Source organism: Nosocomiicoccus massiliensis, assembly GCF_002871345.2.
In the GTDB taxonomy this organism is placed as follows: domain Bacteria; phylum Bacillota; class Bacilli; order Staphylococcales; family Salinicoccaceae; genus Nosocomiicoccus; species Nosocomiicoccus ampullae_A.
Map to the genome: position 1 here is coordinate 527544 of NZ_CP136964.1, position 19457 is coordinate 547000.

22 protein-coding genes are annotated in these 19457 nt (G+C 34.3%); 8 read left to right on the plus strand and 14 right to left on the minus strand.

The features are described from left to right. Positions 1 to 67 precede the first annotated feature (67 nt). Together CJ229_RS02670 and CJ229_RS02675 are read left to right on the plus strand one after the other, a co-directional pair. Positions 68 to 406, plus strand: coding sequence for a YtpI family protein (locus tag CJ229_RS02670; RefSeq protein WP_068129297.1), 339 nt, complete (start codon positions 68 to 70; stop codon positions 404 to 406). 114 nt (positions 407 to 520) lie between these two features. Further along, positions 521 to 1207, plus strand: coding sequence for a phosphoribosylaminoimidazolesuccinocarboxamide synthase (locus CJ229_RS02675; RefSeq protein ID WP_102167464.1), 687 nt, complete (start codon positions 521 to 523; stop codon positions 1205 to 1207). A gap of 911 nt (positions 1208 to 2118) precedes the next feature. On the opposite strand, the gene CJ229_RS02680 is transcribed toward CJ229_RS02675, so the two are convergent. Further along, entirely contained in the window at positions 2119 to 2808 is a 690-nt protein-coding gene (locus CJ229_RS02680) for a metal-dependent hydrolase (protein ID WP_102167463.1), read from the minus strand. An 89-nt stretch (positions 2809 to 2897) separates the two neighbouring features. On the opposite strand from CJ229_RS02680, the gene CJ229_RS02685 reads away from it, so the two are divergent. Next, entirely contained in the window at positions 2898 to 3467 is a 570-nt protein-coding gene (locus CJ229_RS02685) for a hypothetical protein (RefSeq protein WP_102167462.1), read from the plus strand. Here CJ229_RS02685 and ald read toward each other — a convergent pair. After that, complete coding sequence (ald, locus tag CJ229_RS02690) at positions 3459 to 4571, minus strand: alanine dehydrogenase (RefSeq protein ID WP_040928732.1); 1113 nt, start codon at positions 4569 to 4571, stop codon at positions 3459 to 3461. The two genes, CJ229_RS02685 and ald, sit on opposite strands and share 9 nt — an antisense overlap. 199 nt (positions 4572 to 4770) lie before the next feature. Here ald and CJ229_RS02695 point away from each other — a divergent pair, with 199 nt between their 5' ends. Continuing rightward, positions 4771 to 5271 carry a universal stress protein gene (locus CJ229_RS02695; protein WP_068129290.1) on the plus strand — a complete coding sequence of 167 codons (501 nt, stop codon included), beginning with the start codon at positions 4771 to 4773 and terminating at the stop codon, positions 5269 to 5271. Positions 5272 to 5322: 51 nt separating this feature from the next. On the opposite strand, the gene CJ229_RS02700 is transcribed toward CJ229_RS02695, so the two are convergent. The 8 genes from CJ229_RS02700 to CJ229_RS02735 form a co-directional block, all read right to left on the minus strand. Continuing rightward, a complete protein-coding gene (locus CJ229_RS02700; protein WP_102167461.1) occupies positions 5323 to 6738 on the minus strand; it encodes an aldehyde dehydrogenase family protein in 1416 nt (471 codons plus the stop codon). Between the two features lie 66 nt (positions 6739 to 6804). Beyond that, positions 6805 to 7686 carry a class I SAM-dependent methyltransferase gene (locus tag CJ229_RS02705; protein ID WP_070622796.1) on the minus strand — a complete coding sequence of 294 codons (882 nt, stop codon included), beginning with the start codon at positions 7684 to 7686 and terminating at the stop codon, positions 6805 to 6807. A 63-nt stretch (positions 7687 to 7749) separates the two neighbouring features. After that, a complete protein-coding gene (gene tpx, locus CJ229_RS02710; protein WP_068129284.1) occupies positions 7750 to 8250 on the minus strand; it encodes a thiol peroxidase in 501 nt (166 codons plus the stop codon). A gap of 3 nt (positions 8251 to 8253) precedes the next feature. Next, positions 8254 to 8763 (minus strand): RDD family protein, encoded by a 510-nt coding sequence (locus tag CJ229_RS02715; protein WP_102167460.1) that lies wholly within the window; start codon positions 8761 to 8763, stop codon positions 8254 to 8256. Between the two features lie 11 nt (positions 8764 to 8774). After that, positions 8775 to 9776: a signal peptide peptidase SppA gene (gene sppA / locus CJ229_RS02720; protein WP_102167459.1), complete on the minus strand. Its 1002-nt coding sequence runs from the start codon at positions 9774 to 9776 to the stop codon at positions 8775 to 8777. A gap of 47 nt (positions 9777 to 9823) precedes the next feature. Further along, positions 9824 to 11020 carry a tRNA uracil 4-sulfurtransferase ThiI gene (gene thiI / locus CJ229_RS02725; protein WP_102167458.1) on the minus strand — a complete coding sequence of 399 codons (1197 nt, stop codon included), beginning with the start codon at positions 11018 to 11020 and terminating at the stop codon, positions 9824 to 9826. Further along, the gene (locus tag CJ229_RS02730) at positions 11010 to 12137 is read right to left on the minus strand and encodes a cysteine desulfurase family protein (RefSeq protein WP_102167457.1); all 1128 of its coding nucleotides are present in this window, start codon (positions 12135 to 12137) and stop codon (positions 11010 to 11012) included. Before CJ229_RS02730 ends, thiI begins: the two co-directional genes overlap by 11 nt. Before the next feature lie 49 nt (positions 12138 to 12186). Then, positions 12187 to 13881, minus strand: coding sequence for a septation ring formation regulator EzrA (locus CJ229_RS02735; protein WP_068129274.1), 1695 nt, complete (start codon positions 13879 to 13881; stop codon positions 12187 to 12189). Between the two features lie 109 nt (positions 13882 to 13990). On the opposite strand from CJ229_RS02735, the gene CJ229_RS02740 reads away from it, so the two are divergent. Beyond that, the gene (locus CJ229_RS02740; RefSeq protein WP_102167456.1) at positions 13991 to 14461 is read left to right on the plus strand and encodes a GAF domain-containing protein; all 471 of its coding nucleotides are present in this window, start codon (positions 13991 to 13993) and stop codon (positions 14459 to 14461) included. A gap of 227 nt (positions 14462 to 14688) precedes the next feature. After that, positions 14689 to 15291: a 30S ribosomal protein S4 gene (rpsD, locus tag CJ229_RS02745; RefSeq protein WP_068129271.1), complete on the plus strand. Its 603-nt coding sequence runs from the start codon at positions 14689 to 14691 to the stop codon at positions 15289 to 15291. Positions 15292 to 15712: 421 nt separating this feature from the next. Here rpsD and CJ229_RS02750 read toward each other — a convergent pair whose 3' ends face one another. Continuing rightward, positions 15713 to 16153 (minus strand): hypothetical protein, encoded by a 441-nt coding sequence (locus CJ229_RS02750; protein ID WP_102167455.1) that lies wholly within the window; start codon positions 16151 to 16153, stop codon positions 15713 to 15715. Next, a complete protein-coding gene (locus tag CJ229_RS02755) occupies positions 16113 to 16619 on the minus strand; it encodes a Panacea domain-containing protein (protein WP_102167454.1) in 507 nt (168 codons plus the stop codon). Before CJ229_RS02755 ends, CJ229_RS02750 begins: the two co-directional genes overlap by 41 nt. A gap of 1642 nt (positions 16620 to 18261) precedes the next feature. On the opposite strand from CJ229_RS02755, the gene CJ229_RS02760 reads away from it, so the two are divergent. After that, positions 18262 to 18459 (plus strand): hypothetical protein, encoded by a 198-nt coding sequence (locus CJ229_RS02760; RefSeq protein WP_102167452.1) that lies wholly within the window; start codon positions 18262 to 18264, stop codon positions 18457 to 18459. 68 nt (positions 18460 to 18527) lie between these two features. Further along, on the plus strand, positions 18528 to 18728 hold the full coding sequence (locus tag CJ229_RS02765) for a helix-turn-helix domain-containing protein (RefSeq protein WP_102167451.1): 201 nt from the start codon (positions 18528 to 18530) through the stop codon (positions 18726 to 18728). Between the two features lie 19 nt (positions 18729 to 18747). Here the strand turns inward: CJ229_RS02765 and CJ229_RS02770 are convergent, their stop codons facing one another. Then, complete coding sequence (locus CJ229_RS02770; protein ID WP_102167450.1) at positions 18748 to 19086, minus strand: hypothetical protein; 339 nt, start codon at positions 19084 to 19086, stop codon at positions 18748 to 18750. Between the two features lie 12 nt (positions 19087 to 19098). Then, positions 19099 to 19398: a hypothetical protein gene (locus CJ229_RS02775; protein WP_102167449.1), complete on the minus strand. Its 300-nt coding sequence runs from the start codon at positions 19396 to 19398 to the stop codon at positions 19099 to 19101. Positions 19399 to 19457: the final 59 nt, after the last annotated feature.

The following is a 19457-nucleotide window of genomic DNA, read 5'->3' on the forward strand; positions in this document are numbered from 1 at the left end:
AACACCTCAGTAATAGTTGTGATATTCCTTTTAAGCAATTATACTACAGTAGAATGGAGTTGTAATAATGAGCACTGGTTTTCAATTGTTAATTACTACATTAGTCACAGCGCTAATCGTAAGTTTCTTAATGTTCTTCATCTACAAAGTACGTCAAATTCGTACGAAACGTGACGTGAGAAAAGCTTACTATAACGCGATGGCTAGATTATGGTTTGGCGTGTTTTTAATCATCTTCGGTACAAACTCAATCGTTCAGTTTAATACGGTTGTGACATATATAATCGGTGGTATTTTTATCGCTTTAGGAATTATTAACGTGACACACTTTAACAAAGCACGTAAATACTTTAAATCAAACTTACCGATTGAAGATGAAGCATACGACAAACTCAATAAACAATAAGATTATGTAGAAACCATCTAATAAAAAAGTTAGGTGGTTTTTTTAAATTTTAAAATGACAATAGCGTAATTTTTTTATATGATTAATATATCACTGATTTGTAAGGAGTTTGTTATGGAACGTATTTATACTGGTAAAACGAAAGATGTATTTAAAGATACGAACGGAGATATCGTCCTCTATTTTAAAGATGATATGACAGGTAAAGACGGAGTGTTTGATCCAGGTGAAAACCAAGTTGGTCTGACTGTAGAAGGTTCAGGTCGTGCTGGATTAGAAATGACATCTCACTTCTTTAACATTTTAAAAGATAAAAATATCCCAACACACTACATTTCAAGCGACTTAGATAAAAAAGAAATGCGCGTAAATGAAATCGAAAACTTCGGAGATGGATTAGAAGTCATCTGCCGATACGTTGCGGTTGGTAGTTACTACAGACGCTATGGTAAATACATTGAAAACGGCACAGTATTAAAATCACCTGTCGTAGAATTTACGTTAAAAGACGATGAACGACAAGATCCAGTCGCATCAAAAGAAACGCTCGATATATTAGGACTCCTCACAAACGAAGAGTACGACGAAATCGAATCACTCACGATCCAAATTTGTGACATCATTAAATACGAGCTACTCAAAAAAGGCTTAGAACTCTACGACATTAAACTCGAATTCGGTAGAGATAAAGAAACAGGCGACATCTTATTAATCGACGAAATCTCTGGTGGAAACATGCGCGTTTATAAAGGCGACGAAAATATCCACCCACTTGATATCGGTAAGATTTTATTTAACTAATTAGAACTAAAATAAAAACACCCCAACCCGCGACGTGATCTAACACTTCGCCTCGGTGATGGGGTGTTTTATCTTGTTTTTAAAAAAACTATTGCTGTGGTGTTTCGTGTTAAAAATCTGGTCTTTTTATATATTTATTCTTCTTAAGAATGAAAATACTACTTTCGCCAAATATATTTAACAAAAATTTCCTGATTTTGTTAGATATCCGGATATATTTAACAAATTTCAGACTCAACGCCCCATTTTTGTTAAATATAATTTTTTATCTAACATATTTGGCAGGCCGTAGCGAATTTTTGTTAATTATCCTAATATATTTAACAAAATTTCATCTGCACGGCATATTTTTGTTAATAAGGATGAAAAGCCCGGTTTCGATTGTGTAATTAATCTCTAAATTAATATAAACGCCCTCTCGCCGAAATTTAATTAACAAAAATTTCGCGATTTTGTTAGATATCCTGATTTATTTAACATATTTCAAACTCCACGTCTCATTTTTGTTAAATATAATTTTTTATCTAACAAATTTTGCCCGCCACAGCCGATTTTTGTTAATTATCCTAATATATTTAACAGAATTTCAGCTAAATGATGCATTTTTGTAAATAAGGATGAAAAGCCCGGTTTCGATTGTGTAATTAATCTCTAAATTAATATAAACGCTCTTTCGCCGAAATTTAATTAACAAAAATTTCCTGATTTTGTTAGATATCCGGATATATTTAACAAATTTCAGACTCAACGCCCCATTTTTGTTAAATATAATTTTTTATCTAACAAATTTCGCCCGCCACAGCCGATTTTTGTTAATTATCCTAATATATTTAACAAATTTTCACCTACATGACTAATTTTTGTTAATTAAGATGAAAAAACACAAAGTCCACCCGACCTTAACCTCCAGATTATTTAAACGTCACCGCTTCACCTGGCTTTAAAATCTGGCACTCTGTTTTGAGCGCTTGTTTAAATTTTTCCGGATCTTGTTCAATTGGTGGGAATGTATTGTAATGTACAGGCACTACAACACGTGGCTGAATTAATTCGTCTGTTGCGTGAATCGCGTCGTTAATTCCCATTGTAAAGTGGTCACCGATTGGTACGAATGCAACATCAATCTCACCATTTAATGTATTGATGAGTTTTAAATCACTAAAGATTGCTGTATCCCCTACATGATATATCTTTTTATCGCCAAGAGTTAAAATGATTCCTGTAGGCATTCCGCCGTAATGAACGTTTCCGTCATCGTCTGTAAAGCTTGATGAATGGAATGCTTGCACGAATTTTACTTTGATACTATCAAAAGACTTCTCTCCTCCGATGTTCATACCTACCGTGTTTAATCCTTGAGTTTCTAAATATCCCGCTAATTCAACTGGCGCAATAACTGTTGCATCGTTGTTTTTAGCAATTTCAACCGTGTCTCCAACGTGGTCATTATGTGCATGAGTGAGTAAAATATAATCTACCTTTACGTCTTCAACTTTTAAATCTGTTAATTCATTTCCAGTGATGAAAGGATCGAAAATCCCTTTTACACCATCGTGTTCAAACTGAACGACTGAATGTCCGTGATACGTTACTTTTGTCATTATATTTCCTCCTTTATATACTGTATTTATAACCGAAATTTTAAAAGATTAACCATATAGATGTGCTATATTATGTTAGAGGTGTTGTTATGACTACTATTTTTAAAGTTAATTCATTGACTGAATCTGAGGACTTCGTATTTTTTACAAATCACCAATTAGAATCTAATCCACTCGTTGCAAAGATGTATAAAATGATGCATCAAAATTCGACTGTTCTAATTTCACTCAACTATTTAAATGAATTAGATCCTTTTATTATTCAAAACATTCATTATGAAACGATAAAAGAAACGGATAGCATCGATGGTTACGTGACGGATCAATGTATCGTCAAGAATGAATTAGACAGTAACTTTTTAAGAGAACTGTCAACGATGGTTAAGGATAAACACCTAATTATCGGCCCGTCGTTTTCCAATATCCCATACTTTTTACAGTCTAAAAATTTAGAGGTAGCCATTCAGCATAACGCAACTGCAGTCATGTATGATGTGAGAAATATAGATTTTAAAAACTATAACGAATTAAAGCCGCTCGCAAAACTAAAGTCATTTGCGAGAAAGCGTATTGAAATTATCCCAGTCGTTGAATCCGTAGAAAAAAGAGATGAGCTACTATCACTCATCCCTTTTCAAACAGTCTGTATATTAGATTAATGAATCAATTTCAACGTATTCTAAATCTTGTGCTTCTGCAACAGCTTTATAAGTCACGTGACCTTTATACACGTTGAAGCCTTCTTTAAGTCCTGCGTTACGTTTTGCCGCTTCTTCAGCACCTAAGTTTGCGATTTGAAGACCGTATTGTAACGTAGCGTTTGTTAATGCGATTGTTGACGTTCTAGGTACTGCACCTGGCATGTTCGCAACTGTGTAGTGAATTACACCGTGTTTCACGTACGTTGGGTCGTCGTGAGTTGTAATGCGGTCAGATGTTTCAAAGTTACCGCCTTGGTCGATTGCGATGTCAACAACGACTGAACCGTCACCCATGTTTTTAATCATTTCTTCAGTCACTAATACAGGAGCTTTTGCACCTGGAATTAACACTGAACCAATGACGACGTCACTCGACTCAACTTCTTTTTTAATGTTCATCGGTGTAGACATTAACGTCTGCACTGAATCACCAAATAACTCATCTAACTCTCTTAAACGATGTGGGTTTAAATCTAAAATTGTAACTCTCGCACCGAGTCCAACCGCAATTTTCGCTGCGTTTGTACCTGCGTTACCTCCACCGATAATCGTAACTTTACCACGGTCTACTCCAGGTACACCTGCAAGTAAAATACCACGTCCACCTTTAATTGCTGATAAATTTTCTACCGCCACTTGAGTTGCCATACGTCCAGCAACTTCACTCATCGGTTGTAATAGTGGTAATCCACCAAATCTGTCGACGATTGTTTCATAAGCAATCGCTGTAACCTTTTTATCAATTAACGCCTTCGTTAAGTCGACCTCTGGTGCTAAGTGGAAGTACGTAAAGATAATTTGGTCTTCTTTAAAGAAATCGAACTCTTCTTTAAGTGGTTCTTTAACTTTAACGACCATATCAACGTCCCATGCTTCTTTTGCTGATGAAACAATTGTTGCTCCTTTTTCTACATACTCTTCATTAGTGAAGAAAGAACCAACACCAGCATCAGATTCAATACGCACTTCGTGTCCTGCTTGGACAAATGCATATGCTGCATCCGGCGTAAGCCCAACACGGTTTTCGTTGTTTTTAATTTCCTTAGGTACACCAATAATCATGAAGTATAACCCCTTTTCTTTTGTTATGAAAACTCTTTCTTTATTTTATATTAACATACTCATTCATAAAAATGTTATCGTTATCATACAAAATTTGGTAAAATAAAATTAACAGTACAAGTTAGCAAATTTTAATTACTATTTGATTATTTTTAGTCGCTAAAGGGTATAGTGTACTGAAAGTTAAGGAGGAAATGACATGTTAGATTACAAAAACATTTTAATCGCAGTCGATGGATCACACGAAGCAGAGTGGGCATTTGAAAAAGCTGTTAACTTAGCTAAGAAAACGGACGCACGTTTAATCGTCGCAAATGTTATTGATACGAGAAGTTACGCATCAGTTGAAGCGTATGATCGTACGATTTCAGCACGTGCTAAAAACTTTGCAGATAAGCTTTTACAAGGCTATAAAGAAAAAGCACTGGCTGACGGTGTATTAGATGTCGTTACACTCGTAGAATACGGTTCACCGAAATCAGTGATTCCTAAAAAAATTGTTAAAGACACAAATGCAGACTTAGTTGTCGTTGGTTCTACAGGTTTAAACGCAGTTGAACGATTCATTATTGGATCGGTCTCTGAAGCTATTGTACGTCATGCACCATGTGATGTATTAGTTGTAAGAACTGAAACTTTACCTGAAGATTTTGAACCGACAGTCGCAACAGATGAGCTCGTTCAAAATGAAGTAAATTAATTCCCATGAAAATAGCCTCTACCTTTTAAAAAGTAGAGGCTTATTTTTATATTACTCCTTAAATAACACTTTTGTTTCTGTATATTCTTCGATACCAATCCAACCGATTTCTTTACCGATACCAGACTGTTTATAACCACCGAATGGTGCGGCTGGATTTCTTGCTGCACCGTTTATAATGATACTACCTGTGCGTAATTTTTTGGCAACGTCATATGCTTCTTCGTCATTTTCACCAAATACTGCACCATATAACCCGTACGTCGTATCATTTGCGATTTCTATCGCTTCATCGACATCGTTATAAGTGATAATCGATAAAACTGGTCCAAATATTTCTTCTTGGGCGATTTTAGTCTTGTTATCGACTTTCGTAAATACCGTCGGTTCGACGTAATATCCTTTGTCTTCACTTTCTACTCTACCGCCACCGATTAGTAACGTCGCTTCTTGTTTACCGCTGTCGATATAGTCATACACGCGGTCTTGAGCTTCTTTAGAGACGACTGGTCCAATCGTATTGTTTTCATCTTCAGGATTTCCAACACGTACGTTTTCTTCGACATATTGTTTAACATATCCTTCAACTTCTTCGAGTCGAGATTCTGGGATGATTAAACGCGTAAGTGCTGAACACGCTTGTCCTGCGTTGTTAATAATCGCGTCCATCGATTGTTTTACTGCTCTTTTAGCATCACCTTTAGGAAGTAAAATGTTCGGTGATTTTCCTCCGAGTTCTAAGTGTATGTTTTTAATATTACTTTTTGCTTGTTCATAAATGCCTCGACCTACTTTAGTAGATCCAGTAAATGAAATCATATCAACTTTTTCATGTCCAGTTAACGCATCTCCAACTTCACTACCAGACCCAGGGACGATATTAAATACACCTTTTGGAAGGCTTGTTTTATCTATCACTTCAGCAAGTAAAAATGCTGAAACTGGAGTTTTCGTACTCGGTTTTAGTACGACTGTGGCACCAGCGAGTAAAAGACATGTAAGTTTTCTTTGAATCTGATTCAGTGGGAAGTTCCATGGTGTTACTGCTGCTACAACACCTACACCTTCACGCACTAAATCAAATCCATCATGATGTTCAGTAAATTTTACTTTATCCGCGTTTTCAAGTGCGAGTGTCATCTCTTTGATTACTTGTTCCACCTGAGCTGATTTCGTGTAGTTATATGAACTTCCTAATTCTTGTCGAATGACTTTCTCAAAATCTTCTTGTCTCTCTTTAATACCGTTTAAAATTTCTTCAACGTATTTTTGACGCTCTTCATAAGACGTTTCATTGAAGCTTTTAAATGCACGTGCTGCTGCTTCGACTGCTTTATCGACGTCTTCACTATTTGCTTTAGCAACCGTTGTAAAAATTTCTTCTGTCGCTGGATTCTCAACTTCAATCACGTCAGACGTTGATGGTTTGACCCACTCGCCGTCAATATATATTTTGTCGTATTTCATTTCATAAACCCTCCTTAAGGTTTGTATTACTATTCTATCCGTTTAGTCATTTAAACAAACATCTGATTATTTTTGCCACGCTTCAACTGTTGATAAAAATTGTTTCATACTGTCTTTGTCTTTAAAATCAGGGATATCTCCGATTAAAACATCTTTATTATTTAATGCCACGTGCCCTTTTTTCAGAACGATTAACGACTTTTGACTTTTTTCGTCTTTAAAAATAGTCTTCGGTAAGTTTAAGAACATGAGTAACGTCACATCTTCTTTTATATACGTTTTAAACGTTTCTTGATTTTCGGTTAAGATGTTAGAAGGTACTGTAAAAATACCGATTCCGTCTTCTTTTGCTTTATTCATCCCCGCTTCAATCATTAAAAGATGCGCAAAGCTTTTACCTTCTTTAAACGCTGTCGTATACCCTTCAACCTCTACCGGATAAAAACCGACGGGTAAATCTCCAACGACTAAATCAACTGGCTCGATAAAGTTTTGTTCGATAATATTTTGTGGATATATCTTCATATGTGTCTCTAAAAACTCACATAGATTTGCATTTAATTCAGCGAGCGTCGGATCGATTTCGACACCGTTTAACTGTAATTCTGAATTTAACTCACTTAACGTCATCGATAAATGGCCAGATCCACTCCCGACATCTAACACCGAACCGCTACTATTTTCATTTAGTACGTTACCGATATACCCGATTGTGTACCCGATGACGTCTGGAGTCAGTTGATGGTTCGGTTGTACTTGCTCTTCTTTTAACTGCTTTAAATAAGCAAACTGAAATGCTTTTCGCTTCTCTATTTTTGTACCTGTTACGTCTACTTCTAATAATGCTTGAGACAATGATTCTATTCGCGATAAGCCAGTATGTTCATGAATATCATCTGTTTTATTTACTAATGCTTCGTATATTTTTTCTAAATTACTGAGTTCCATTAAAAAGTTCACCTCTAAAAAAATAAGGACTATTCTTTCGAATAGCCCTATTATAACAATTGATTAAATATTTTTTAAAGCGTCAATTGCTTTGTCATAATCTGGTTCGTTTGTTCCTTCAGGTACGTATTCTACGTAGACAACATTATCGTCTTCGTCTAATACGAATACACTTCTCGCTTGTAAACGTAAATGTGGCATTAGCGTACCGAATTGTTTCGCAAATGATAGATCTTTATGATCTGAAAAAGTTACTGCATTTTCGATACCTTCATCTGCACAAAAACGTTTTTGAGCGAATGGTAAGTCGTTTGAAATTGTAATTAACTGTGTGTTTTCAACATCTGCTGCTTTATTATAAAATGTTTTCGTTTGAACTTGGCAAACTCCTGTATCAAGAGATGGTACAACACTAATCAGCTTTTTTGTACCTGCATATTCTTTTAACGGTTCTACATCTTTTAATTCGCTATTCACGACATTAAAACTATCGATATGTTGACCAACTTCAACAGCTTTTCCGTCTAATTTAACTTCATTTCCACCAAAAGTAATTGTCGTCATAAATTAAACCAGCCCTTCTTTTCTATTAGTCTCTACATCCACAGTATATTCAACCTCTTTTCTGTTTACAACTAATGTGTCTCCGATAAAATCATGAAGTCCCATTCGATTTTCGTTAAATAAAATCATTAAGTACGGTAAGTTTAATAATGCTTGCGTAATATATCGACCGATAAGTTCTCGATATAATACTTGAGCAAATGTTAACTCGTACCCTTTACTTGAAACAACACGAATACCGAAAATCATTTTTCCTAACGTTTGGCCAAAGAAATATGTCATTAAAACGAAGTAAAGGAAAAATACGACCGCTACGACAATGCTGCGTATTGGAATTGCATCAAAAATAACATTTTGATTCATGACGCCTAGCATCGTTAAAATCGGAATAATTGCGATTTGGCGTACCGACCATAAGACGATGAGATCAACGATATATGCGAGGAGACGTATTAACGTATCTGCAACAGGGTAACCCATTTCTTTTTGCAAGAACACTGTTTCTCTTTTCATAATCTCACTCCTTACTCATCATATAAGTACATCGGTTTTGGACCTTGGCGTTTATTGATTAAGTTTTCAACGATTAACGCATCTGAATCGTTAAATAATTGTTTCACGATGCTCGGTCCGTTAAAATTGAACATTGAAAAACGACCTGAACCATAACCATACGTATAAACCTGTGGATTGTCTGAACCAATCTCTTCTTTTAAATCAGCGAGCGTGTCATCAAAGTATCCAATCTCATCTACAAGTCCGTTTTTAATGGCATCACTTCCAAGATATACACGTCCATCTGCTAATTTACGTACTTCTTCTTCACTCATGTTACGCCCTTCAGCAACAACTTTTACGAACTCATCAAACATCGTATCTACCATGTGCTGAACGTATTCTTTTTCTTCTTTAGATGGAGTTTTTGCTCCTGATAACATGTCTTTCATATCGCCTGATGTATATGTGTTAAACTTTACGCCGTATTTTTCAGCAAGCTCACTGTAATCGATACTTTGCATAATTACGCCGATAGAACCCGTAATAGTTTCGTTACTTGCGTAAATTTTATTTGCAGGTGCTGAGACATAATATCCACCACTTGCTGCCATGTTACCCATTGAGCTGTAGATAATTTTCCCTTTATCTTTTGCGATTTTTAAGTACTTGTACACTTCAGCACTTTCAAATACTCCACCACCTGGTGAATTTACGTCGAGTAAAATTGCTTTCACTGAATCATCTTCAATAATTTCTTTTAAAGCATCAACTGTTAAACGATGATTATAACCCGCTACTCCAGAAAATAATCCGCTACCTTGCGGTGTATCTTGAATGACGCCGTCTACACTAATGACCGCGATTCTATTTGACGGGTCACCTTCTTCAATAACGCTAACAGGTGAATCATCTGCAAGACTACTAAATAAGTCTTCAAATTGATCTTTTTGGAATACATTAAATACGCTCATTACAACGCCTGAAATCAGTAAGGCAATTGCTGCGACTAATGCAATCGTTCGTTTCATAAGTTCATCTCCTTTAATATCTGTATGAGTTAGTATAACACAGTGGATTACAGTAAATCCTCAAATTCTGTAGATTCTTGTTCGTTTTTTGATGTGTATGTTGTGATTTGATTTAACGCATCTTCGATGAGTGGTTCAAAGTCGACATTAGATTCATATTTTATGACCGTATCTAAATTTGGTGATGTCTTCGGTTGTTTTGGTTTAAAGATTGTACAACAATCTTCAAACGGTAATATTGAAGTTTCATACGTACCGTAATTCACAGCTTTTTGTATAATTTCATTCTTTTCATATGTGAGTAATGGTCGTAGTACTGGGAAATTTGTCACTGCATTAATCGTATTCATACTCGTTAATGTTTGCGATGCAACTTGTCCAATATTCTCTCCATTTACGACCGCTTCCGCACCGATTTTACGTGCGAGACGTTCTGCGATGATTAACATAATACGTCTCGTTGTCGTCATCGAATATCCATCAGGTATTTTATCGTAAATAGTCGTTTGAATATTTGTAAATGGTACGATATGCATTTTAATATCGACACCGGTTTTATCTGCCATAATATCTACAAGTGTTTTTACCTTTTCTAACGACTGCTCACTCGTATACGGTGGAGAGAAAAAGTGAATTGCTTCAATTTCAACACCTCTACGCATAATCTCAAATCCAGCGACTGGGCTATCGATTCCACCAGAAAGCATTAAAACAGTTTTACCACCTGTTCCAAGTGGTAATCCACCGACCCCGTCATACACTTCACTGTACATATAAATTCCGTCATAACGAATTTCTATCATAATCGTATGATCTGGATGTTTTATATTCACTGATCGATTTGTTTCTTTTACGACGTGACCACCGATTAACTGCTGAATTTCATGTGTCTTTAAATGGTACGCTTTGTCGATACGTTTTACTTCAACTTTAAATGTATCGCCCTCTTTAAATGTTGACTCTAATAGTAATGCATTTTCTTTCATCGCTTCATCCGTTTTTTCAAGACGAATAATTGGCGACATGCTTAATATACCGTTCACATGTTTTAATCGATTGATGACTTCATATGCATCTTCATTTTCTAGATCGATGTACATTCTATCTCTATTCGCACGAATAACGATGTCAAGTCCTTCTAAAGCACGTTCGATTTGCGACACTAATTTACCGATAAACATCTTTCTATTTTTCTTTTTTAACGTAAGTTCGCCGTAACGAACAAGTAGTAAATCATATTTCAACGATGACATCTCCTAATTCTTTATATATTTCATCAAATACTTTTATAAACGTATCTATTTCACTTTCAGTCGTATACTGTCCCATCGTAAGACGGATACTTCCTTCAATCACACGTAACGGATTTCCCATCGCGATGAGTGTTTCGTTCGGTGCGTTACGTTGTGACGCACATGCACTCGTTGTAGATACATAAATATCACGTTTACTCAGTGCGTTCACAATAACTTCACCTTTAGCACCTGTAATCGACAGGTTAATATAATGTGGTACATGTTTAGGCTGGATATATACCCCTTCATTTTGTCGAAGCGCCTCACGTATTTTATCGTTAAACGAATTCAACTTATTATACGTATCTTCCATCGTTTCAAAAGATAAACGTAGTGCTTTCGCAGTAGACGCGATACCAGGTAAGTTTACCGTACCACTTCTCACGTTATATTCATGTCCGCCACCGTACATCACTGGATTTAACTGCGCAATATTTTTAACAAATAATCCACCTACACCTTTAACGCCATAAAACTTATGCGCTGAAAACGACACAGCATCCACCCCGTGATAATCGATATTTACCTTACCGACAGCTTGGGTTGCATCGACATGTAAAAATGCTCTGTTATATTGCTTGATGACGTCAACAATTTTCTCGATCGGTTGAATACTCCCGATAATATTGTTAACTGCAATAACCGATACAAAGATTACATCATCCGACATCTTTTCTTGTAAATCTTTGATATCAATGATTCCCTCCGGTGTCGTATCAATAAATACTAATTCGATCCCATCAATATGTCTCAGTACTTCGATAACACTCGGATGTTCAAGTTCTGAAACGAGCACCGTTCGACCGAATTGTTTTTTCTTTTTAATGACGCTTTGAATCACGATGTTATTACTTTCTGTGGCTCCAGAAGTAAATAGTAAGTCGTAATCATTTAATTTAAATAGTTGCTTGATCTGTGTTCTAGAAGCTTCAAGAAGCTTTCTCGCTTCTTGTCCACCTTTACTTAAACTTGCTGTATTATAAAAATATTTTCGATTTACCGTGTCATACGTCTGTAAGACGTCGTCTAATGGACGTGTCGTTGCTGCGTTGTCAAAATAAATCAATGTTTCCTTCACCTACCATAAAAAAGACTTAGGAATGCTCCTAAGTCTCTTATCTGTTTTCATATGAGTCGATGATACGCTTTACTGCATCTTCATCAACTTCTCGTAATGCATGTTCTGCAATTTGAAGTGCACGTTTATATCTATTTTCATTGAATAAACGCGTCGCTTCTTCAATTTCACCATCTAATGTACTGTTATCTTTACGATAACGGTTTGCGTATTGAATAATTAACTCAGACAGTTCAGAGTCGTGAATGACTTCATACGCTTCTTGCTCGAAGTTGTTTAATAAAATGACTGCTTTATCGACTTTTTCTTTAATATAACGTACATTTAACGGACGACGTTCAAGATATCTATCGATTTCTTTCACTTCGTTATCGAGTTCATGCTTCATAACGATAAACTGCTCTGGAATTCTCACGAGGTTTGACGTCGTTAATCTATGCATGACTTCTTCTTTTTTGTCATCGATTAAGTTCGTATTATCGATTGCTTCCTCTTCATCGTATTTTAACGACTGTAAGTAATCTAGTACATCTTCTTGCTTGTCATTAATATCTTCAATCGTATGATCGATGTGTTCTAAGTTATCGATAATCTGACTATAGCGCGTCGTATTTTTATTAACTTCAGACTCAATATCTGCATACATCGTAACGAGATCTTCGATTTCGTATTCATATTTATGAATTGTTTGAATTTCTCTATCGTTAATATAATATGCATCTTTAATAAAGTTAATTTCAGTACGTAATGACATGTTTGTGTCTTTCGCTTTAAACAGCATATCACTCACTTTGTCACGTAAATCATCGAACTTAATTTTCGCTTCGACTTCGTGTTCAATTAAGTCATACATATCATCGAGTTCGCTGTGAATACGTTCTAAATCTTCTTCTGCTTCTTCTAATTCTAGTTTTGCAATTTTAGGCTCGATTAAATTTAATTCTGTACGTAAGCGTGATAGCGTCGTATCGACTTTGATATGCTCTAAATCATATCCGTCTAATCTTAACTCTCTACAACCATAACGGACTTCTTGAAATTGTGTTGGTAAGTCTTTTTGAACTTCTTTAATAAGCGCAGGGATTTTCTCCATACTCTCTTTTAAATTCGTAAGTTCTTCGTGAATTTCTACGATATGATCGTGTGCGTTATTGTAATTCCCCTCATCGATGAGTGTGTTGTACTTCTCTAGTTCTGGTTCATATGAGTTGATTAACGATTCTAATGGTTTTCTCGAGTCACCGAATTTATGGCCATCTGCTAAAACGTCACGGTTTGCTTCTCTTTGAAGCGTAACCGACTCTTCATATAACTCTTTGCTCTCATCATTTTGTTTCATAAAGTCGTTAATTTCAACTGTTAACGCATCATATGTAGTCTCGATATTACCGATATGTTGAACGGCATTATCTTCGTTCTTTTTACTATCACTAAATTTAAATTTCTTTAAATTTTCATTTGCAGCTTTAAAATTGCTTTCTGCATGCGTCTTATTGTTGGATAACGCATCTTTCCATCTCTCATCCAAGTGTTCGTATAATTCTTTTGCCTCTCCATGTAGATTGTATGTTTTTAATTTTTCTAAATCTAAATGAAATGGTAATTGAATTACATCTTGTAATCGTGCTTCTTCTTTCTGTACTTCTTCAAGTTTTGATTTTCTTAAAAACAACAGTAATCCGATTACTATAATAACAAGGATAATCAGTCCAATTAAAATGTAAACCCACATACAATTACCCTCCTCAACTTATTATCAATTATAGACTAATTCTTTGAAAGAAAAAACAATAAACAGTATAATTTTTAAAAATGTAACAGTTACTTTAGGAGGACATACAATGTTTGATGATATTCAGCTTAAAAACTATTCAGAACTACACGGAGCACTCGATGCATTACTTGAGGAAAACTTAAACATAACTGCTAATTTGGCAAATGCTTCTGCACTACTTAACCACTTTCTAAAAGATATTAACTGGGTCGGGTTTTATTTATACGATGAACAATTAGAAAAACTCGTCCTTGGTCCGTTCCAAGGAAAACCTGCATGTACGACTATTGAAGTTGGTAAAGGTGTTTGTGGAACTGCTTATAGAGGTAACGACGTATTTATCGTTGATAACGTCGAAGAATTCCCAGGCCATATCGCGTGTGACGCTCGTAGTAAATCAGAAATCGTATTACCGATCTATAAAGACGATAAAGGAATCGGAGTGTTAGATATCGATGCACCGATTTATGAACGATTCGATGAAGAAGACCGCGTTGGTTTAATCGAAGTCGTAGAGATAATTAAAAAGTATTTATAATCGATAAACTGTTGACAAAACGTAGAGCTTCAAGTAATATAATAAATTGTGTAAATGAACAATATAAGTAGCAGGTATTTATTCTATGACCTTATGTGATTAGCGGTTGCGATGTGTTGTGTAACCAATGCTATGAGGCGAAGACACTTTGAATCACATATCCATAGAAGTAACTACCCCTTATGATGTTATTTGCATATAAATATATCATTAAGGAGGAGTCAATAATGGCTCGTTATACAGGATCGACTTGGAAGAAGTCACGTCGCCTAGGTATTTCATTATCAGGCACAGGTAAAGAATTAGAAAAGCGTCCATACGCTCCAGGTCAACATGGACCAAACCAAAGAGTTAAACTCTCAGAATACGGTTTACAATTAAAAGAGAAGCAAAAGCTTCGTTACATGCATGGAATTAACGAACGTCAATTCCGTACATTATTCGATCGTGCAGGTAAAATGCCTGGAATTCACGGTGAAAACTTCATGATCTTACTTGCTTCACGTTTAGACAACGTAGTATTACGTTTAGGTTTAGCTAAAACACAACGTCAAGCACGTCAATTAGTAAACCACGGACACATCACTGTTAACGGTAAAGTATTAGACATCCCGTCTTACCAACTTTCACCAGGTGAAACAGTTGCTGTACGTGAAAAATCACAAAAATTAAACATCATCGAAGAAGCTATCGAATTCAACAACTTTGTTCCTGAATATCTAAACTTTGACGCTGATAAACTAGAAGGTACATTCGTACGTCAACCAGAGCGTAGCGAATTATCAGCTGAAATCAACGAACAATTAATCGTTGAGTACTACTCAAGATAAACGACTTAATTTCTACAATCACCCTACAAACGTTGTTAAACCAATGTTTGTGGGGTTTTTATTTTATATTAAAAATTAACATAATACCCTTATTTACCCGTATTTATATTTGAAATTGGGGCAAAATTGGGGCAAAATTGGGGCAAAAAATATAGGTACAAAATAGATTGTATTTAGCACTCACATAAGAATGTGGGTGCTTATTTTTATGCAAATAAAAAGACGTCTACAATCAATATAGACGTCTTCCGCAAACAGTCCGCGTACGGATACTGTAGCTATTCCTAGATATATTATAGCACATTATTTTTAATACACATCAGTAATGAATTGGTTGTAAACTAGACAGTATTATCTTAAAATTTGTTGAAGAATTGTACAACTACATAAAAAATCAGGGATATTAATCCCTGTTTTTTTCTTATTCAAAAAGTTCATCATAAAATTTCTTATGCGCTTCTATTATTTCATCATAGAATTTCTGAGATATATCTTTTAAATTGATTGGACCTATATTGTTAACTATATCGTTTGAAGATACTACACTTTGCTTATGAACTCTAATATAAGATGTTTTATTCAATACAGTCCCTAACTGGTTTAATATATCAACTGGAATTTGTTTATCATATTCATTGTGTCTATGTTTTGATGATTGAATAGATGAAACTGGTAATACATTTATGTCGCATGGAAAGGAGTCTTTCTCGAAACCAATAATTAAAACGGGTCTAACTTTAAAACTTTTCTTTTGACTTTTTACATCAAAATAAGGGTAACGTGACAGTGTAATACAATTGATATAGTCTTTCGTACTTTTTCTATAGTCCAAAACTATACCCTTTTGCATCTTCATGTTCATCAATATATACTCCGTACAAGGAATCAAAAACCTTAACTTTCTCTGCATCTTTTTTTATATCAGATACTGCTAAAACTTTATTCCCTGATTCATGAGGCTTAAGCCCTTCTCTAGATTTAATCCAAGAGTATTCTTCATGACTTAAATTTCTTAGGTACCAAGCATCGTATTTAGCATACTTGTGGACAACACTATCAATGATAAATTTTTCAGTTTCAGTTAGAGTGGACTCTTGATTACTAATAGAATAGTTCTCATCAAAATAATATCTAATATCTTTTAGAACAGGTCCATGCTCCCAACCTTCAAATTCATTATCGAAAAGTACATCTCCTGTATATGCTAAACTTTCTCGTTGTGCAAAATACAATAACTTCTGCAGTTTTAGTTCACTATTTAATTGAGAAGAAGTAATGTTTCTATGTGACTCGATCATATAATTCGCAAAATCATTAAGCTTAGACATTGTACCCCTCCTTATCTACTACTTTAATGATATATCATTGTTTTGTTTTTTCATAGGAAAACAATTGAGAATTATATCTCATATGTGACGTGATGTGATGAATATGGAAAGTACAGTTTATATGTAACTTTGAAACGCTCGGAAAAGCGAAAAGAGCAACGAGACAATTTAACTTTAAAGCTAGTAATCTTCCAAACAATATTAGCTTTAATCCAAACTCTCATTGCTCTTATAAAAAAGGTTTAGAGCCGAAAGGCTCTCTACCTTCATTATAAAAGAGGTACATTATTATGACAAATACTAAAAAATAAATGCTTTACTGACAGTTATTATAATTTTAAGTGTTATTAATATCTTAATCGCATTGTTTAAATAAGGGGTGTCAAAACGATTGATGAAATTAAAAAAACTATCCTAGAGTTAGTTGCAAGTGAGAACATTTCAAACTATAGGATTAGTAAGGATACTGGTATTAGTGTTGGGGGATTCAAAAATATAAAAAAGTATATGGGCAGAGGTAAAGTTTAAAGTTTATTTGATTCCATTTGAACCGTTAAAAATTATTGAGGACGAATTCAAAGAATATAAATAAAATAACCTTCTTTTCTTTATATTATATAACATATATCGTTGACTTCGTGATTATAATCATGCGTAATATAAGGATATGAAGGAATGAGCAGAAGAAAAGAGAAACAAAAAGAACGAAATGAAGAGTTATTAATCCGACTAGCAATAATCCATACAGTATTAGCTCTGATTAATTTCATCAAATCGTTCTTCTAAGGATTGGGGCTATGCCCCTCTCCCTACTATTCTAGTATAGGAGTGATAAAAATGACAGAAAAAAACACAACGTATCTTAATTACTTTAATGATTATTAATATAATTATTTCAACAATCACATTAATTATTAATTGGTAACTTTAAATTATTCTGCTCATTCCATAAATATGAGAAATAATATAATTAAATTGTTAGAAGATAAGTCTATAAGCGCTGCTGAAATCAGCAGACAAACTGGTATTGACACTTCTACAATTCAAAAATATCATTTAGGATCATTGAAAATAGACCGAATGATATTAAACAATGCTGAAAAGTTATACGAATACGCAAAGTCAAAGGGTATTAAATCTATTATATAACCTCTTTTAATCCTATCTAACCACAAAGAGTTTATAATATGAAAATTATCAAAAAGTAGAAACGTTTTTAACCTCCAGAAATATAAGTTTCTGGAGGTTTTCTATGCTACGTATTAATTCGAAAAACGTTTTGAATATAGCTCAGGTAAAATATTGGTTGAAATAAAAATAAGAGCCGAAAGAATTAAGACACAAACAGAAATAATAAGAACATTGTTTACATCTTAACCGCAATCGGCACTTTAATTAAAGTGTGGTGGAGCTTTTAGCACCCCACTTACTAAATATTATATAGAACGGTAAAGGTATTTACAATTTAAAGAATAAATAAAGAGCAAATGAAATGTTAGTTATCAAGATTGCACTCTCCTAATTGGTAATACCTATGTAACGTGTTCATTATATTAAGGATAATATCCATTTTATTAGTCTTAACAAAATAAAATAACTAAAATTATAGATAACTATCATTTAACTTCGGAAGACGTTTTATATGTTTAATGAAATTGATCAAACTATTTTAAAGTTATTCAAAGAAGAGTCTGGTTACTCAGTTTCTAAACAAGCAGGACTATCCTACCAAACTGTTCAAGATTTAAGAAATGGAAAATCTAGTTTAGAAAAAGCACGTTATGAAACTATAAAATCTTTATATGAGTACGCAAAAAAACAAGGATATAATATTCTATAGAATAATTTAACAATACATATTTCTATATTTAAAAGTAGCTAAAACTATAAATAAAAGGAAGTGCTTTAATGAATCCTATTGAAGAAGTTGAACATATGATAAAACAATTAATTGAGGATGAGAATGTATCTGGCTATAGAATTCAAAAAGATACTGGTGTTTCATCTAGCAATTTTAACGCAATCAGAAGAGGAGAAAGAGACTATAAAAACCTCACATTTGAGGTAATTATAAAATTATATAATTACGCAAAAAACCATGGATATTAATCCCTGGTATATAATATGTTTATTCTTTATTAGGTAGCCTTATCTTGATTACTTGCCTACTTTTTATCTTGTATGGCCCTTTCCCACCCGTATCTCTAATTTCTTTTATCATTCTTAAAGCTTTTTCTAATGTTGGCCTATCTTCTTTGTCCTGAACATATGAGTAGATATATTGTTGAACGGCTCTAAGCTTTTCTTGGTGGGGTATTCCTAATTTATCCAGATAATCAAACATAATATCCTGATCCTTGAAAAATACATAAGCATTATCACCAAATATATGCGGTCCTACTAATCTCTTTTCTTCATCAGTAGCCTTATCAAACGGTTTAATAATATATTTTTCTACGTTAGTCATCGTAAAACACCCCTATTTAAGATCATAGTAACCCTGTGCATGAAGTTCTCTAATCTCTTTAATCTTACTTAATGCTTCTTCTAACGTCGGCTTTTCGTCCTGGTATTGGATATCCGAAATAATATACTTTAGTACTCTTCTTATCTCCTCATGATGTGGTATACCTAGTTTGTCCAGATAATCGAACATGATATCTTCATCTCTAAAAAACACTGCAGGATTGTCACCAAATATACAAGGGCCGACTAACCTCTTTTCATCATCACTTGCATCATGAAATGGTTCTATAATGTATTTTTCTACGTTAGTCATACATAAACACCTCCTGATAGTCCGTATTTAAAAGGATAATATTGTCATCAATATTTTTA

Coding starts and splice junctions, on each gene's coding strand:
- CJ229_RS02670 (WP_068129297.1), top strand. CDS start 68: ATGAGCACTGGTTTTCAATTGTTAATTACTACATTAGTCACAGCGCTA.
- CJ229_RS02675 (WP_102167464.1), top strand. CDS start 521: ATGGAACGTATTTATACTGGTAAAACGAAAGATGTATTTAAAGATACG.
- CJ229_RS02680 (WP_102167463.1), bottom strand. CDS start 2,808: ATGACAAAAGTAACGTATCACGGACATTCAGTCGTTCAGTTTGAACAC.
- CJ229_RS02685 (WP_102167462.1), top strand. CDS start 2,898: ATGACTACTATTTTTAAAGTTAATTCATTGACTGAATCTGAGGACTTC.
- ald (WP_040928732.1), bottom strand. CDS start 4,571: ATGATTATTGGTGTACCTAAGGAAATTAAAAACAACGAAAACCGTGTT.
- CJ229_RS02695 (WP_068129290.1), top strand. CDS start 4,771: ATGTTAGATTACAAAAACATTTTAATCGCAGTCGATGGATCACACGAA.
- CJ229_RS02700 (WP_102167461.1), bottom strand. CDS start 6,738: ATGAAATACGACAAAATATATATTGACGGCGAGTGGGTCAAACCATCA.
- CJ229_RS02705 (WP_070622796.1), bottom strand. CDS start 7,686: ATGGAACTCAGTAATTTAGAAAAAATATACGAAGCATTAGTAAATAAA.
- tpx (WP_068129284.1), bottom strand. CDS start 8,250: ATGACGACAATTACTTTTGGTGGAAATGAAGTTAAATTAGACGGAAAA.
- CJ229_RS02715 (WP_102167460.1), bottom strand. CDS start 8,763: ATGAAAAGAGAAACAGTGTTCTTGCAAAAAGAAATGGGTTACCCTGTT.
- sppA (WP_102167459.1), bottom strand. CDS start 9,776: ATGAAACGAACGATTGCATTAGTCGCAGCAATTGCCTTACTGATTTCA.
- CJ229_RS02735 (WP_068129274.1), bottom strand. CDS start 13,881: ATGTGGGTTTACATTTTAATTGGACTGATTATCCTTGTTATTATAGTA.
- CJ229_RS02740 (WP_102167456.1), top strand. CDS start 13,991: ATGTTTGATGATATTCAGCTTAAAAACTATTCAGAACTACACGGAGCA.
- rpsD (WP_068129271.1), top strand. CDS start 14,689: ATGGCTCGTTATACAGGATCGACTTGGAAGAAGTCACGTCGCCTAGGT.
- CJ229_RS02750 (WP_102167455.1), bottom strand. CDS start 16,153: ATGAACATGAAGATGCAAAAGGGTATAGTTTTGGACTATAGAAAAAGT.
- CJ229_RS02755 (WP_102167454.1), bottom strand. CDS start 16,619: ATGTCTAAGCTTAATGATTTTGCGAATTATATGATCGAGTCACATAGA.
- CJ229_RS02760 (WP_102167452.1), top strand. CDS start 18,262: ATGTTTAATGAAATTGATCAAACTATTTTAAAGTTATTCAAAGAAGAG.
- CJ229_RS02765 (WP_102167451.1), top strand. CDS start 18,528: ATGAATCCTATTGAAGAAGTTGAACATATGATAAAACAATTAATTGAG.
- CJ229_RS02770 (WP_102167450.1), bottom strand. CDS start 19,086: ATGACTAACGTAGAAAAATATATTATTAAACCGTTTGATAAGGCTACT.
- CJ229_RS02775 (WP_102167449.1), bottom strand. CDS start 19,398: ATGACTAACGTAGAAAAATACATTATAGAACCATTTCATGATGCAAGT.